The following is a 15568-nucleotide window of genomic DNA, read 5'->3' as shown; positions in this document are numbered from 1 at the left end:
AAATGAATCAGGCCTGCGATGCTATCGCAGGCCCGATGCTCATGCATCCCTTCCGCGCTCGGCCGTATGCCGTTCTGCATACGCCCGAAATAGAACTAGTTCGCGGCGAGGCTGTTCCCGGACAGTCCAGGCAGGGTGACCTGATAGACCAGGAAGGTGGTGTCGACATCGGCGCCGTCCTCGGCCTTGTAGGGCGCGCCGACCTGGAAGCCTTCCTGGGTGAGGAAATCGTTGTCGTTGGCGACGAACAGGAAATAGTCGTCGGGCAGCTTCGGATCGAGCACCGAGACCAGCGACATCGCCTCCCACTTCTCCGAGAGGTTGTTCCTGTCGTTCGGCGCGCCATTGTGCAGGCCGAAGCGACCGAGCTCGCCCTTGTCGTTGATGTCGATGAAGGAGGTCAGCTTGGCCGGCGTCACCGACGGGTCGAGYACGCCCTTGGGCGCAACCGGCTTGTCCGCGGCGTCGAACGGGCCGTTGGCGATGTCGGTCGCGGCGGAGAGGTCGACGATCTCGATCTTGCGGTAGAGCGACTCGTCCCCCTTGAGACCCTGGCCGTTGCCCGAGTCCCGCGCCAGCATCAGGAAGCTCTTGTCGGAGAGGGCGACGATCTCGCTCTGCGCGGCGACCTTGGTCTTGCCCTTGGCGTCCTTGAACACCGGCAGCGGCACGACATATTCGTGCGCCAGCTTGAGGTGGGCGAGGTCGGACGCATCATAGACCAGCGCGCGGGTGTTCTGGCGGGTCGAGCCGGAATCGCCGCCGTCCTGGCGGGCCGCCGACTGCAGCACGGCGATCAGGAACTTGCCGTCCGGCGTCATCGACATGCCTTCGAGGCCCTGGTTGTTCTGGCGGCCGATCTCGGGGTCCTTCGGATCGGGCTCGGCCGCGCCCGGGCCAGGATTGTCGGAAGCGAAGTTCGGCTTGCCGTGCCGGATCGGCACCAGCGCGGCCGGCGGCTGGGTCGCCGACATCAGGCGGCCTTCGGCCGAGAAGCGGTAAATGTTCKGGCCATATTCGTCGGAGATGAACATCGTGCCGTCCGCCAGGCGCACGATCGCCTCGTCGTCCAGCGAAAGCTTGCCGTTGTCGGCCTGCGGCAGGATCGGCATGTCGCCGGCGGCTTCGCGCACGCCGTTCAGCGGATCAAGCCCGGTGGCGTCGGCGCCCTTGTCGTCGGTCAAGAGCATCGTGTCGGCAAGTGTCGCCTTGACGCCGGTCTGTTCCTGCCCTGCGGCGGGCGCGGCACCTGGAGCGGTCGGGATCAGCTCGATGGCGATGGTGTTGAGGCGCGGGCGATAATCGGTGGTGCCGACGACGTTGTAGCCGCGGTCCGGCAGCAGCCAGAGCGAGCCCTTGTAGCTGGCGCCGTCGCGCGCCCAGGACTTGGCGTCGATCGACATGCCGGAACCCGAACCGAACGTCTCGCCGAACTTGTCCTTCTGGCTGGCCGGAATGCGGCCGACGCCGACGAGCCCCTTGTTGACATAGGCGACGCCGTCGGCGAATGCCGGGGTCAGCGTGGTGAACAGGGCAAGTGCCGCGCCGAGCGCGACGGTTCGGTTGAGACGTTTCATCGATATCCCCTTCGTGACGAGCAGAGCGGCTATTGGCTCAAAAGGGCGCGGCATCGACGATGCGGGCAGCCCTTGCCGTCGAGCGGTCTAGGACGTGAACGTGATGGTTGCGTGACAGTTTCCTTCTCCCACAAGGGGAGAAGGGAAAGCTCCGCCTCAATCGCTCTCTCTTGCGACCAGCTCCAGCGGCCAGACCTCGCGGATGATGCGTGTGCCTTCGGGGCCGGCGAAGGCGGGAAGCGAGGCGAGCAGCATCTCGGCCAGACGCCGTCCCATCGGCTCCAGCGATGGACGGAAGGCCGTCAGCGCCGGCGAGAAATAGCGGCAGAGCGGCGTGTCGACGATGACGATCACCGCGATGTCGTGGCCGGGCCTGATGCCCATCTCGGCCAGTGCCTTGCAGCCGCCGAGCGCCATTGCGTCATTGTTGAAGATGATGGCTGTCGGCCGGTCCTTGGAGAGCATGACGCGCGGCGTCACCTGATAGCCGCCGGTCTCGTTGATGAAGCCGTCGGCGATCATGCCGGGGTCGACTTCGATGCCGTGCCGCTTCAGAGCCTTGCGGTAGCCGTCGAGGAACAGGTAGCCGAAGTTGAGATCGAGCGAAGGGCGGATGGCGGCAATGCGGCGGTGACCGCGCGCGACCAGCCGGTCGACGRCTTCCTCACCCGCCCTCTCGAAATCGATATCGAGCGAAGGATAGGCGTCGCCACCGGATAGACTTCGGCCAAGCGTGGCGAAGGGAAATCCGGCCTTGCTGAGATAGTCGATCCGATCGTCTTCCCGCCGCGTATTGGCCAACACGACCGCGTCGGCCCGGCGCGTCTCAACCACGCGGCGCAGCCTCTCCGGCTGATATTGGCCGGGCTCGCCCATGACGACCATCAGATCCAGGTCATGCTCGGCGAGCCGCGCCTGCAGACCGGTCAGGAACGGGATGAAGAACGGCTCGCCATATTGCTGATCGCCGGGATGCGGTTGCAGCATGAAGGCGATAGAATGGGTGGCGCCTTTCCTCAGGCTGCGGCCCGACTGGTTGGGCGAATAGTTCAGCTTCCTGGCCGCCTCCAGCACGCGCTGGCGCGTCTCGGCATTGACATCGGCGCGACCGTTCAGCGCGCGCGACACGGTGCCGATCGAAATGTTCAGATGACGCGCGAGATCGTGGATGCTGGACGCCAAGGCCGGTTCTCCCCCTGTCTTCGCTAGCACCGGCCGCCCTTCAGRCCAAGCAGTGGATGTCGATTTTCGCGAGCGGGTGATTGACATTTTAAGGCATCGGGTGTGTTCTCGTAAACGTTTACGGAAAAACGTTTACGGTGATGCCGGAAATGCCGTGACACTCGGACTGGAGGGGCCGAGCGAGGAGGAGCGCTGGATGATGAAGGTCGTCCTGGTCGGGTGCGGAGCCATGAGCAGGCAGTGGCTCGATGCCGCAAGGCAGATCGACGGGCTCGCGATTGCCGGCCTTGTCGATCTCGACGCCGACCGAGCGCAGACGAGGGCGCGCGAATACGATCTCAGCAACGCCGTCATCGGAACCAGCGTTGAAGCCGTGCTCGACGAGACGAAGCCCGACGCCGTGTTCGATGTTGTGGTTCCAGCGGCCCGCCGCGAGGTGGCGCTTTCGGCCTTTGCCCATCATTGCCACCTGCTCACTGAGAAGCCGTTGGCCGACAGCCCCGAGAATGCGCTGGCCATTATCGATGCGGCACGCCGCGCCGGCCGCATCCATGCGGTCGTGYAGAATCGGCGCTATGTCGCCAATGTCCGGCGGATCAGGCGGTTTCTGGACTCGGGCGCCATCGGTCAGCCGACCAGCATCYATGCCGATTTCTTCATCGCGCCGCATTTCGGCGGCTTTCGCGAGGAGATGCGCCACGTGCTGTTGCTCGACATGGCGATCCACACCTTCGACGCCGCGCGCTACATGGTCGCCGGCGAGCCGGCCAGCGTCTATTGCCAGGAATGGGAGCCGGCCAATTCCTGGTACCGGCAGGGCTCGTCGGCCAGCGCCGTTTTCGACCTCGGCGGCGGCAAGGTTTTCACCTATGCCGGCTCCTGGTGCGCCGACGGCTTCCGCACGAGTTGGGAGGGCAGTTGGCGCATCGTCGCCGAGCGCGGCAGCCTGTTGTGGGACGGCCATGACGGGCTGAAGGCGGAGGTGGTTGCGTCCGGCCGCGACGGCATCATCGACAAGACGGAAGCCATCGAGGTGCCGGCGCTCGACCCGGCCGACCGCGTCGGCGGCCATCTCGGCATCATCCAGGATTTCATGCGCGCGATCGAGACCGGCACCGAGCCGGAGACCCGCGGCGCCGACAACATCAAAAGCCTCGCCATGGTCTTCGGCGCGATCGAGAGCGCGGAGAGCGGGCGGCGCGTGGCAATCGCCAAGGAAGCACAATGATGCCAAACCCGCTTCTCGATATCAGGATCGGCACCATGGTGCGGGCCAATCTCGACGATCCGGCCGCCTATGTCAGAGRGATCCTGCCGCTCGGCTTCGAGAGCATCCAGCCTTTCTTCTGGCAGACGCTGGGCGGCAAGGACCTGAAGCGCCTGGCGGGCGAAGTCCGCGAAGCGATCGGCGATGCCGACGTCACCGTGTCGTCGATCGGCGTGTTCGGCAATCCGCTGGAAGGCGGCGAGGTCGATCGCGGCGTACTCCAAGCCTGGGAGACGGTGATCGACAACGCGCATCTGTTCGGCACGTCCATGGTCTGCGGCTTCACCGGCCGCCTGCGCGGCAAGAAGCTGACCGACAGCCTGCCGCGCTTCCGCGAGGTGTGGGGACCGCTGGCCAGACGTGCCGCCGACAAGGGCGTGCGCATTGCGTTCGAGAACTGCGCCATGGACGGCAACTGGGCGAGCGGCGACTGGAACATCGCGCATAACCCGGACGCCTGGGAGCTGATGTTCAACGAGTTGCCCAACGACAATCTCGGGCTCGAATGGGAGCCCTGCCACCAGCTCGTCTACCTCATCGACCCGATCCCGCAGATCCGCAAATGGGCGCCGCGCATCTTCCACGTCCACGGCAAGGACGCGACCGTGCGCTGGGACGTGATCCGCGAGCATGGCGTGTTCGGACGCCTGCCTTTCGTGCAGATGCGCACGCCGGGTTTCGGCGACAGCGACTGGACGCGGGTGATCAGCGAGTTGCGGCTGRCTGGCTACAAGGGCGCCATCGACATCGAGGGCTGGCACGACCCGGTCTATCGCGGCGATCTGGAGATCACCGGCCAGGCGCGGGCGCTGGATTATCTGAAGCAATGCCGGGGAGGGAACAGCTACCTGCCCAATCCGGTCTGAGTGCCGGCCGGCGGGAGGAGCYGGCCCATCCAAATCATTGTCGAAAACCCTTGATCGCGAGGGACCAAAAGGGAGGAACGTGCATGAGCATCACGACCAGAAGGACTGTTCTGCGCTCGACCGTCGTGGCGGCCGCCACGGCGCTCTGCGCCTCGATCTCCACTCTGCCGGCACAGGCGCTTGACGCGCAATGGTGCAAGGACGTGCATATCCGCTTCTTCGTCGGCGGCGCCGAGGGCGACGCCTTCGGCACCATCGTCTACAATGGCGCCAAGCAGGCAGCGGCCGATCTCGGGCCGAAGGTCGACTACATCTTTTCCGGTTGGGACGTCGAAAAGATGGTGCAGCAGTTGCGCGAGGCGGTCGCCGTCAAGCCCCAGGGCATCGCCATGATGGGCCATCCGGGCGACGCGGCGATCATGCCGCTGGCCGAACAGGCGCATAGGGAYGGCATCAAGATGATGTACCAGAACGTGCCGGTGCCGACCGTGGTGGCGGCGTTCGGGGGCGGTTATGTCGGCGCGCAGCAGGAGCAGCAGGGGCGCGCGCTCGGCGCCGAGGCGTTCAAGCTGGCCGGGCTGAAGGCCGGCGACAAGGCGATCATGATCGGCCCGTTCGAGAACGAGAGCCGCGGCGCGCGCGAGCGCGGGACGGTCGCCGCGCTGAAGGAGGCCGGCGTCGATGTCATTCAGATCAATTCACAAACCGAATGGGCAGCCGATCCCAATCTCGCGATCCCGCCGATCACTGCCGCGCTGCTCAACAATCCCGGCGTCAAGGCGGTCGGTTATCCCGGCGGCCAGATGCTCGGCAATGTCGCCACCTACATGCAGGCGGYGGGCAGGAAGCCTGGCGACATCTTCAATTTCGGCTTCGACACCAGCCCGCAGATCGTCGAGGCCTTCAAGGGCGGCTGGGTGCAACTGACGGCCGACCAGCAGCCGTTCCTGCAGGGCTACCTGCCCATCTTGAGCCTCTGCCAGCAGGTGGTGCTGGGGCTGGCCCCGATGAATGTGGACACCGGCGCCGGCTTCGTCACGCCGCAGAACTATGAGATCGTCTCAGAGCTCGCCAAGCAGGCACTGCGCTGACCTCCCAGGCCGCCGGCCGGACCCAACCCGGCCGGCGGGACCGCTGGCAGACAGAGGCTGGCAGAACAGGCAATTCAAGCGAGGATCGCATGAGCGAACGCATCATCGAACTGCGYGACATCAAGAAATCCTACGGCCAGGTCTATGCGCTGGGCGGCGTCAACCTCAGCGTTGATCGTGGCGAGGTTGTCGGGCTGATCGGCGACAACGGCGCCGGCAAGTCGACGCTGATCAAGATCCTGTCCGGCGTGGTCAAGCCGACCAGCGGCGAGATCCTGGTGCGCGGCAAGCCGGTCAGCGGATGGAGCGCGGCGCGCTCGCGCGACGCCGGCATCGAGACCGTATTTCAGGATCGCGCTTTGGCCGTGCAGCAGACGATCGTGCGCAACATCTTCATGGGCCGCGAGCTCACCAGCTTTCTCGGCTGGCTGAAGGTCGRCAAGGAGATCGAGGAGGCGAGCCGGCTGATGCGCGAGATCGRCTTCACCTCGAAGGTCTTCACGCCGCACTCGATCGTCGGCCAGCTTTCGGGCGGCGAGCGGCAGGGCGTGRCCATCGCGCGCGCCATCTACAAGCAGGCTGAGCTGAYCATCCTCGACGAGCCGACGACCGCGCTGTCGCTGACCGAGACCGCCAAGGTGTTCCACTTTGTGCGCCAGGTGCGGGCGAGCGGCCGCTCGATCCTGTTCATCGGCCACAACATCCACCATGTCTTCGACATCGCCGACCGTTTCGTGGTGCTCGACCGCGGCAAGGTGGCGCTGACCGCCGACCGCACCGAGGTCAAGTCGGCCGAAGACCTCATCAACTTCATGGAAGACGTGGCGCATYCCGGCGGCTTGCCCGGGCTGCACGAGGACGCGGAGCAGAGAGCCTGATGAGCAAAGCCATGGAACCCGATCTGGAGACTCCTCTGGGAAGGACAAGTGGCCAGGCCACCAAGGAATGGAGCCATCCGTCCAATCACTRGCTGCGCGGCTTCGTCCTCGACAACCGCGCAGCGCTCGGCACGCTCGCGGTGTTCATCGTGATGATGGCGGTCTTCATGATCGCCAACCCAACCGTCTTCACCACCTGGTATCTCTATAGCTCGGTGCTGACGACGCTTCCCGTGGCGCTGTTCGTGGTGGTGCCGCTGGTCTTCGTCGTCACCTGCGGCGAGATCGACCTGTCGTTCCCGGCGACGWTGGGTTTCGCCTCCTGGGTCTTCGCGCTGGTGGTGCAGGCCGGCTACGATCCGTTCGTCGGCATCGCGGCCGCGCTCGTCACCGGCACGCTGCTCGGCTTCCTGGTCGGTTCGCTGGTCGTCTATGGCKGGCTGTCGTCGCTGATCGCCACGCTCGGCATGAACTTCCTGCTGCGCGGCCTRATCCAGATCATCAACGAGGGCAAGTCGACGGCGCTGACCAATCTGGCCGACAGCGCAGCCTACAGGATCTTCTCCAGCCAAATCTGGGGCATTCCGGTGCAGATCTTCTGGGCGATCGCCTTCGTCGTGTTCTCGGCGCTGCTCTTCAACCGGCACCGCTTTGGCGCGCAGGTGAAGGTGGTCGGCGATAACCCCGACAGCGCCAAACAGATGGGCATCGACGTCAAGTGGGTGCGGGTGAAGGTGTTCGTCTTCGTCGGTATCGGCGCCGCCATCGCCGGCACCTTCTCGGTGATGATCAACTTCACCTGGTGGCCGACGGCGGGCGACGGCTATCTTTTGCCCGTGCTGGCCTCGGTGTTCGTCGGCGGCACGCCGACCTGGGGCGGCATCGGCACCGTCGTCGGCGGCGCGATCGGCGCGGTCACGGTGTCGTTCATCCAAACCGGCGTCGTGGCAGCGGGCCTTAGCGGCTTCTACGTCCAGTTCTTCAACGGGCTGATCATCATCCTGTCGCTGCTCGGCCATAAGTGGAACCAGGCAAGGTACAGGTGAGGAGGGTCACACCGGCGCGACAAACCCGTCCAGCACGCGCTTTTGCCCAGCCTTGTCGAAATCGATGGTGAGCTTGTTGCCGTCGATGGCCGCGATGTTGCCGTTGCCGAATTTCTGGTGGAAGACGCGGTCGCCGACATTGAAGGCGGACGGCGTGTCGGCGACGGATTTGGCGACCAGTTCGCCCTCGATGGTGCGGCCTTTCACCGAGGTGCGGCCGGCGCCGTAGCCTGAGTCGGTTTCGCCATAGCCGATGCGCTCGACCTGGTGGCCGGAGCGGGTGCCCCAGTTGCGGTCGGTCGCCTCGGTGCGGTTGGCCTGCGCGCGCTGCCAGCCGGGCGTAGCATAGGTGTTGGAGAAGCTGCCCTGGTCCTTGGCGCCGATATTGTCGAAGCGCGAGGCGCCATAGGGGTTTTGCCGGCCGCCACCGCCGCCGCGCCCGGAGGCGAATGAGCCGCCGCCATAGGGATTGCCGTAGCCGCCATAGGAGTTGCCGCCGTCCGCGACGTCGACATGGGTTTCCGGCAGTTCATCGAGGAAGCGCGACGGGATCGTCGATTGCCACAGGCCGTGGATCAGGCGGTTCGAGACGAACCAGATGTGCAGGTTCTTTTTCGCCCGCGTCAGGCCGACATAGGCGAGCCGGCGCTCTTCCTCCAGGCCGGAGCGGCCGCCTTCATCCAGCGCGCGCTGGTGCGGGAACAGGCCTTCCTCCCAGCCGGGGAGGAAGACGGTCTCGAATTCGAGGCCCTTGGCCGAATGCAGCGTCATGATCGAGACGGCATCCTGTTCGGCATTCTGCTCGGCATCCATGACGAGAGCGACATGCTCTAGGAAGGAGCGCAGCGATTCATACTCCTCCATGGAGCGGATCAGTTCCTTGAGGTTCTCCAGCCGGCCAGGCGAATCCGCCGAGCGGTCGTTCTTCCACATGTCGGTGTAGCCGCTCTCCTCCAGGATGGTCTCGGCGAGCTCGGTGTGCGGGGTGGTTTCCAGCGCCTTCTGCCAGCGCTCGAAATTGGCGGCGACCTCACGCAATGCCGCGCGCGGCTTCGGCTTGAGCTCGTCGCTTTCGGCAAGCGTGGCGGCGGCCTCCAGCATCGGGACGCGCATGGCGCGCGCCGTGTCGTGGATCTGGCGGATGGTGGCCTCGCCAAGCCCACRCTTCGGCACGTTGACGATACGCTCGAAGGCGAGGTCGTCGCCGCCGTTGGCGACGACGCGGAAGAAGGCCAGCGCATCGCGGATTTCCAAGCGCTCGTAGAAACGCGGGCCGCCGATGACGCGGTAGTTGAGGCCCAGCGTGATGAAGCGGTCTTCGAAGGCGCGCATCTGGAAGGACGCGCGCACCAGAATCGCCATGTCGTTCAGATTGTGCTTCTGCCGCTGATAGGCCTCGATGGCGTCGCCGATGGCCCTGGCCTCTTCCTCCGAATCCCAGGCGGCATGGACATGCACCTTGTCGTCCTCGGGGTCGTCGCGATCGGTGAACAGCGTCTTGCCGAAGCGGCCCTCATTGTGGGCGATGAGGTGAGAGGCGGCGCCCAGGATGTGCGCGGTGGAGCGGTAGTTGCGCTCCAGGCGGATGATGGTGGCGCCCGGGAAATCCTTGTCGAAGCGCAGGATGTTGTCGACCTCGGCGCCGCGCCAGCCATAGATCGACTGGTCGTCGTCGCCGACGCAGCAAATATTTACGCTCACGGGCTGTTCCGCGCCTGCCGGCGCGGGCCCTCCGCTAGGGCCTCGCAATGGCTCGGACGCCCGGTCGGGCTTGCGGCCTTCGGCCGAATGCGAACTCGCAGAGCGTCCCGCATTTGGCCGCTGCGCCAGAAGCCTTAGCCACATGTATTGCGCGGTGTTGGTGTCCTGGTACTCGTCGACCAGGATGTATTTGAACTTGCGGTGATACTCCTTCAGCACGTCCGAATAGGCGCGGAAGATGCGGATCGGGTGATAGAGCAGGTCGCCGAAGTCGCAGGAGTTCAGCGTCTGCAGCCGTTCCTGATAGGCTTTGTAGAGCTGGCGGCCCTTGCCGTTGCCGAAGCTGCGCGCATCGCCTTCCGGAATCTCATCGGGGCCGAGGCCCTTGTTCTTCCAGTTGTCGAGCATCTGGGCGAAGGTCTTGGCCGGCCAGCGCTTGTCGTCCAGCCCTTCGGCCTGGATCAGCTGCTTGATCAGCCGCACCACGTCGTCGGTGTCGAGAATGGTGAAATCGGATTTCAGCCCGGCAAGCTCGGCGTGACGGCGCAGAAGCTTGACGCCGATCGAGTGGAAAGTGCCGAGCCAGGGCATGCCTTCGACATTGCCTTCACCGATCAGGTGGCCGATGCGCTGCTTCATCTCGCGCGCGGCCTTGTTGGTGAAGGTGACGRCCAGGATCTGCGAGGGGAAGGCCCTGCCGGTGGCAAGGATGTGGGCTATGCGCGTGGTGAGCACCCGCGTCTTGCCGGTGCCGGCGCCGGCCAGCACCAGAACCGGGCCTTCGGTCGTTTCGACGGCGAGCCGCTGTTCCGGGTTCAGGCCCTTCAGATAATCGGGYGCGCCGTTCTGGCCGCTGCGGGCGGCCATGGCGCGCGCGGCTATGCCGGATGGGGCCGCCGCGGGCCGCGCATTCGGTTCATCGAAAAAAGGCATGTCCTCGGAAAAGCCCGACATCGCTCCCGAATGTAGTGATTCGGGAGCGAAAGACCAGAACTGTCTACGTTTTGTTCTAGTTTCGCGTGTCCGGCCCCAACTTGACAGCCGGAGCGGGTGAGGGAAAGCTGCCGGCAGGGCAGGGATTGCCGTCCCCGGAAGACGCCGTAAGCGCGCAACAGTCGAAGGAGCACCGTCTTGGCTGTCACCATCACCTCCCTCGTCCTCTTCCTCATCGGTCTCATTCTCGGCGGCGGCGGCATCTGGCTYGCGGTGCTGGGAGGCAGCTGGTACTATCTGATCGCCGGCCTGGTCTTCCTGATCACCGCCTGGCTGCTTTTCAGGCGCCGGTCGACCTCGCTCTGGCTCTATGCGCTGTTCGTGCTCGCCACTCTGTGCTGGGCGGTCTGGGAAATCGGCTTCGACTGGTGGCAGCTCGGTCCGCGCGGCGGCGTCATCGTGCTCGTGGCGCTTTGGCTTTTGACGCCATGGGCAAGGCGAGGTCTGCGGGGGCCGGACGGACGCGCGCCGCTGATCCTGGCCGTGCTCGCCTCGCTGGCGGTCGCCGGCTATTCGATGACCGCCGATCCTCACGACGTCGGCGGCACGCTCGGCACCGAAAAGGTGGCGGCGGCGGCCAATCTCGGCGGCGACATGCCGGCCGGCGAGTGGCACTTCTACGGCCGCACGCCTTTCGGGCAGCGCTATTCGCCACTCGACCAGATCACGCCGGACAATGTCGCCAAGCTGCAGCCGGCCTGGACCTATCGCACCGGCGACGTGAAGGGTCCCGACGACATCGGCGAAACGACCTATCAGGTGACGCCGCTAAAGGTGGGCGATGCGCTCTTCATCTGCACACCGCATAATTTCGCCATCGCCATCGATGCCGCGAGCGGCAAGGAAAAATGGCGCTACGATCCGAAGATCAAGCTCGACAACAACCGCCAGCACCAGACCTGCCGCGGCGTGTCCTACTATGCCGACGCCAAGATCGCCGCCGGCCAGCCCTGCGCGCAGCGCGTCTACCTGCCGACGTCGGACGCCCGCCTGATCGCGCTCGACGCCGCGAACGGGCAGGTGTGCCCATCCTTCGCCGAGGGTGGCACGCTGAACCTGATGGCCAACATGCCCTATCCGAAGTCCGGCTATTACTATTCGACCTCGGCGCCGCTTATCGTCGCCGGCAAGATCATCGTCGGCGGCGCGGTCAACGACAATTACTCGACCGAGGAGCCGTCCGGCGTCATCCGCGCCTTCGACGTCGACACCGGCGCGCTGCTGTGGAACTGGGATTCCGGCAATCCGGATGTGACGACGCCGCTGCCMGCCGGGCAAACCTACACCCACAACTCGCCCAACATGTGGTCGACGGCGAGCGCCGACGAGAAGCTCGGACTGCTTTACGTGCCGCTCGGCAACCAGACGCCGGACCAGCTCGGCATGGGCCGCAGCGCCAATGTCGAGAAGTTCTCGTCCTCGATCACCGCGCTCGATCTCAACACCGGGCAATTGCGCTGGGTGCGGCAGACCGTGCATCACGATCTGTGGGACATGGACGTGCCGGCGCAGCCGTCGCTGGTCGACATCACGACGGCGAACGGCGTCGTGCCGGCGCTGGTCGGGCCGACCAAGCAGGGCGACCTCTACGTGCTCGACCGGCGCACCGGCGAGCCGATCATTCCGGTGAAGGAAGTGCCGGCGCCCGGCGGCGCGATCGAGGGCGACCAGGCCTCGGCGACGCAACCGGCCTCTGATCTCTCCTTCAATCCGAAACCGCTGACCGACGCCGACATGTGGGGCATCACCATGTTCGACCAGCTGGCGTGCCGGATYGAACTGAAGCGACTGCGCTATGAGGGGCGCTACACGCCGCCCTCGCTGCAGGGCTCGCTGGTTTATCCGGGCAATTTCGGCGTCTTCAACTGGGGCGGCGTCGCGGTCGACCCGGTGCGGCAGGTGATGTTCGGCATGCCGACCTACCTGGCGTTCACGTCCAAGCTGGTCCCGCGCGCGGACGTGCCGCCGCCGGGCGACACCAAGGGCAGCGAGCAGGGACTGAACCGCAACGAGGGCGCGCCTTACGCGGTGGTGATGGGGCCGTTCCTGTCGCCGCTCGGCATCCCCTGCCAGGCGCCGCCCTGGGGCTATGTCGCCGGCGTCGACCTCAAGACGGGCAACATCGCCTACAAGCACCGCAACGGCACGGTCTACGACATGACGCCGCTGCCGCTGCCGCTCAAGGTCGGCGTTCCGGGCATTGGCGGGCCGATGATCACGGCGGGCGGCGTCGCTTTCCTGGGCGCGGCGGTCGACGACTATCTGCGCGCCTACGACCTCACCACCGGCCGGCAGCTCTGGCAGGCGCGGCTGCCGGCCGGCGGCCAGGCGACGCCGATGACCTATACGGTCGCCGACGGCCGCCAGTTCGTCGTCATCGTCGCCGGCGGGCATGGCTCGGTCGGCACCAAGCCGGGTGACTACGTGATGGCCTATACGCTGCCCAAATAAATTCAGGTGGGGCCGGTCTGCAAACGGTGGTTTCTTGCGCTTCCGGCCCCATAAGCGTCCAGCCATTTGTTCCGCATATGCTGGAGATCGGCCGAAGCCTCCGCGACGTCGTCATCCACGGGCGGAGCGACGCGAAGCGGAGCGAAGACCCGAGGATCCATTCCGTTACATCGACCGAAGGGTGCAGCGGTGCGGAAATTCTGGACCGTCGCAACGCCTCGGCGTCACGGCATGGATCCTCGGGTCTGCGCCGCGTCGCTTCGCTCCTTGCTCCGCCCGTGGATGACGACGGCGCGGAGGTTTCAGCTATGCAACAGCAACAGCCTGTCGGACGGCCTGCCGGTTTGCGGCGCCGCCAATCTCCTGGTTATGCATCAGCGCGAAAATCTCGCYGAAGGGCGCCGGACGGCCGAGCAGGAAACCTTGCGCCTCGTTRCAGCCTTCGGCGCGCAGGATCGACAATTGGCTGTGCGTCTCGACGCCTTCGGCAAGCACCGGGATGTGCAGGCTCTGGCCGAGCGCCAGGACGGCGCGGATGATGGCCTTGGCCTGCGGGCTGGTTTCGACCTCGGACATGAAAGAACGATCGAGCTTGATCTTGTCGAACGGGAAGGCGCGCAGCGTCTCCAGCGAGGAATAACCGGTGCCGAAATCGTCGATGGCGATGGTGACCCCCAGCGCCTTGATCCGCCGCAGGATGTTCAAGGTGCGGATCTTGTCGGCGATGATGGTGGTTTCGGTGATCTCGAGCTCCAGCCGRCTCGGCTTGAGCCCGGTCTCGAGCAGGATCTCGTGGACGAGCTTCGGCAGGTCGGCATGAGCGAACTGGACCGGAGAGAGATTGACCGCGACCTTGTAAGGATGATCCCAAGAGGCGGCCTTGGCGCAGGCGGTGCGCAGCACCCATTCGCCGAGCGGCAGGATGAGCCCGTTCTCCTCGGCCAGCGGAATGAACTCGGCCGGGGAAATGTTGCCCCTGGTCGGATGCTTCCAGCGCAGCAGCGCCTCATAGCCGCGGATGTCGCCGGTCGAGACCGACGTCTGGACCTGATAGTGCAGGTCGAGCTGGCTGTTCTCGACAGCGTCGCGCAGGTCGTTGGCTAAAGTCCGGTTGGCACGGATGGCCTCGTCCATGGCCTGCTCATAGAAGCAGACGTTCTGCGTTATGTTCGCCTTGGCGCGATACATGGCGAGGTCGGCATTGTTGACCAGCGTCTCGCGGTTGTGCGCGTCATTGGGGTAGATGGCGACGCCGAGGCTGGCGCCGGTGGCGGTCTCGATATCGCCGATCCTGACCGGCGCGAAGAGCGCCGCTTCAAGGCGCGAAATGAAATCGACAAGGTCCGATTGGCTCTTCATACGCTTGACGCCGGCGAACTCGTCGCCGCCGAGACGGGCGACGAATTCGCCTTCCTGCAGCAGCGCGCCCATGCGCTCGGCCAGATCCTTCAAGGTCTGGTCGCCGGCGCCATGACCCCAGATGTCGTTGATCTCCTTGAAGCGGTTGAGATCGATGCCGACCACCGCGACCTTGCCGCCAAGTTCGCCGGCGCGGTCGATCTCGCGGTCGAGATGATCGTTGAAGTTGGCGCGGTTGGGCAGGCCGGTCAGCGTGTCGTTCATCGCCAGATGATGCAGGCGTTGAAAGGCCTCCGTGCGCGTCCGGTCGTCGATCAGATAGCTGGCAAGGCCTGTGCCGATGATGATCAGGCCGGCAACGGCGACGCCGAGCCCCATCGCATGCAAGGCCAGCGAATCGGTGGCGGCCCCGCGCGTCACCAACGGCGTCACCTGCACCGCCGCCATTGCGGTGAAATGCAGGCTGACGATGGCCAGCACCAGGACGGCCGCGGCCCAATAGTTGCGGCCGGACAACCGTTCGTTCAGGGCGACGCTGACGGCGAGGCAGGCAAAGACCACGGAGAGCAGGACAGAGGCGGCAATATAGGTCGTGTTCCATTCGACGATGCCGTCGACATGATAGGYGGCCATGCCGGTGTAGTGCATGCCGGAAATCGCCAGGCCGACGATGACGCCTCCGACGATCGGGGCACTGCGCGGAGCGTGGGTCGTCGCCGCGATGAAGCCGGCGGCCGTGCCAGTGATGGYAATGAAGAGCGAGGCGATCGTCAGCACCGGGTCGAAGGTGATCKSGGCGCCGGGATYGTAAGCCAGCATGGCGATGAAATGCGTGCACCAGATCGATGATCCGGCGCAGACCGAGGTCAGGAAATGCCAGCCGACCTGCTGCAGCCCCTCGGCCTCATGCGCCCGCAGGAAGAGCCTGATGGTCGCCCAGCAGCCCGCAGCGCAGACCAGCGCCGCGACGAGGACGAGCCATAAATTATGGTCGACCGTCACGCAGGAGATGACGCGCATCATGGCCGGATAGCCCTCTATGTTTTCGGAGGTGCCGGACCTTCTTGCCTCATCAAGCGGCCGCCCGGCGTCCGTCAGCGCGAACGGCCGATTGCCATATCCGGGCGAGGGGTTTGACACAGGCGATGAAAGGCAGC

The 15568-nt window shown here is 65.4% G+C and carries 10 protein-coding genes; 6 read left to right on the top strand and 4 right to left on the bottom strand.

Annotation, left to right across the window (positions count from 1 at the left end; translation table 11 throughout):
- Positions 1 to 95 precede the first annotated feature (95 nt).
- Positions 96 to 1577: an esterase-like activity of phytase family protein gene (locus tag LCM4576_RS08535; RefSeq protein ID WP_071031683.1), complete on the bottom strand. Its 1482-nt coding sequence runs from the start codon at positions 1575 to 1577 to the stop codon at positions 96 to 98.
- Between the two features lie 156 nt (positions 1578 to 1733).
- On the bottom strand, positions 1734 to 2759 hold the full coding sequence (locus LCM4576_RS08530) for a LacI family DNA-binding transcriptional regulator (protein ID WP_071031682.1): 1026 nt from the start codon (positions 2757 to 2759) through the stop codon (positions 1734 to 1736).
- Positions 2760 to 2955: 196 nt separating this feature from the next.
- On the opposite strand from LCM4576_RS08530, the gene LCM4576_RS08525 reads away from it, so the two are divergent.
- From LCM4576_RS08525 to LCM4576_RS08505, 5 genes are all read left to right on the top strand, one after another.
- A complete protein-coding gene (locus LCM4576_RS08525) occupies positions 2956 to 3987 on the top strand; it encodes a Gfo/Idh/MocA family protein (RefSeq protein WP_071031743.1) in 1032 nt (343 codons plus the stop codon).
- Positions 3984 to 4892: a sugar phosphate isomerase/epimerase gene (locus LCM4576_RS08520; protein ID WP_071031681.1), complete on the top strand. Its 909-nt coding sequence runs from the start codon at positions 3984 to 3986 to the stop codon at positions 4890 to 4892. The genes LCM4576_RS08525 and LCM4576_RS08520 overlap by 4 nt, the downstream gene beginning before the upstream one ends.
- A gap of 83 nt (positions 4893 to 4975) precedes the next feature.
- Entirely contained in the window at positions 4976 to 5983 is a 1008-nt protein-coding gene (locus LCM4576_RS08515) for a substrate-binding domain-containing protein (RefSeq protein ID WP_071031680.1), read from the top strand.
- 89 nt (positions 5984 to 6072) lie between these two features.
- The gene (locus tag LCM4576_RS08510) at positions 6073 to 6861 is read left to right on the top strand and encodes an ATP-binding cassette domain-containing protein (protein WP_071031679.1); all 789 of its coding nucleotides are present in this window, start codon (positions 6073 to 6075) and stop codon (positions 6859 to 6861) included.
- The gene (locus LCM4576_RS08505) at positions 6861 to 7907 is read left to right on the top strand and encodes an ABC transporter permease (protein WP_071031678.1); all 1047 of its coding nucleotides are present in this window, start codon (positions 6861 to 6863) and stop codon (positions 7905 to 7907) included. The genes LCM4576_RS08510 and LCM4576_RS08505 overlap by 1 nt, the downstream gene beginning before the upstream one ends.
- 6 nt (positions 7908 to 7913) lie before the next feature.
- Here LCM4576_RS08505 and LCM4576_RS08500 read toward each other — a convergent pair whose 3' ends face one another.
- Entirely contained in the window at positions 7914 to 10562 is a 2649-nt protein-coding gene (locus LCM4576_RS08500; RefSeq protein WP_071031677.1) for an ATP-dependent helicase, read from the bottom strand.
- Between the two features lie 177 nt (positions 10563 to 10739).
- On the opposite strand from LCM4576_RS08500, the gene LCM4576_RS08495 reads away from it, so the two are divergent.
- The gene (locus LCM4576_RS08495) at positions 10740 to 13052 is read left to right on the top strand and encodes a glucose/quinate/shikimate family membrane-bound PQQ-dependent dehydrogenase (RefSeq protein ID WP_071031676.1); all 2313 of its coding nucleotides are present in this window, start codon (positions 10740 to 10742) and stop codon (positions 13050 to 13052) included.
- Positions 13053 to 13358: 306 nt separating this feature from the next.
- On the opposite strand, the gene LCM4576_RS08490 is transcribed toward LCM4576_RS08495, so the two are convergent.
- Positions 13359 to 15434: a bifunctional diguanylate cyclase/phosphodiesterase gene (locus tag LCM4576_RS08490; protein WP_083361350.1), complete on the bottom strand. Its 2076-nt coding sequence runs from the start codon at positions 15432 to 15434 to the stop codon at positions 13359 to 13361.
- Positions 15435 to 15568: the final 134 nt, after the last annotated feature.

The organism is Mesorhizobium sp. LCM 4576, from assembly GCF_001854815.1.
In the GTDB taxonomy this organism is placed as follows: domain Bacteria; phylum Pseudomonadota; class Alphaproteobacteria; order Rhizobiales; family Rhizobiaceae; genus Mesorhizobium; species Mesorhizobium plurifarium.
This window is presented reverse-complemented; position numbering and strand designations above follow the sequence as displayed.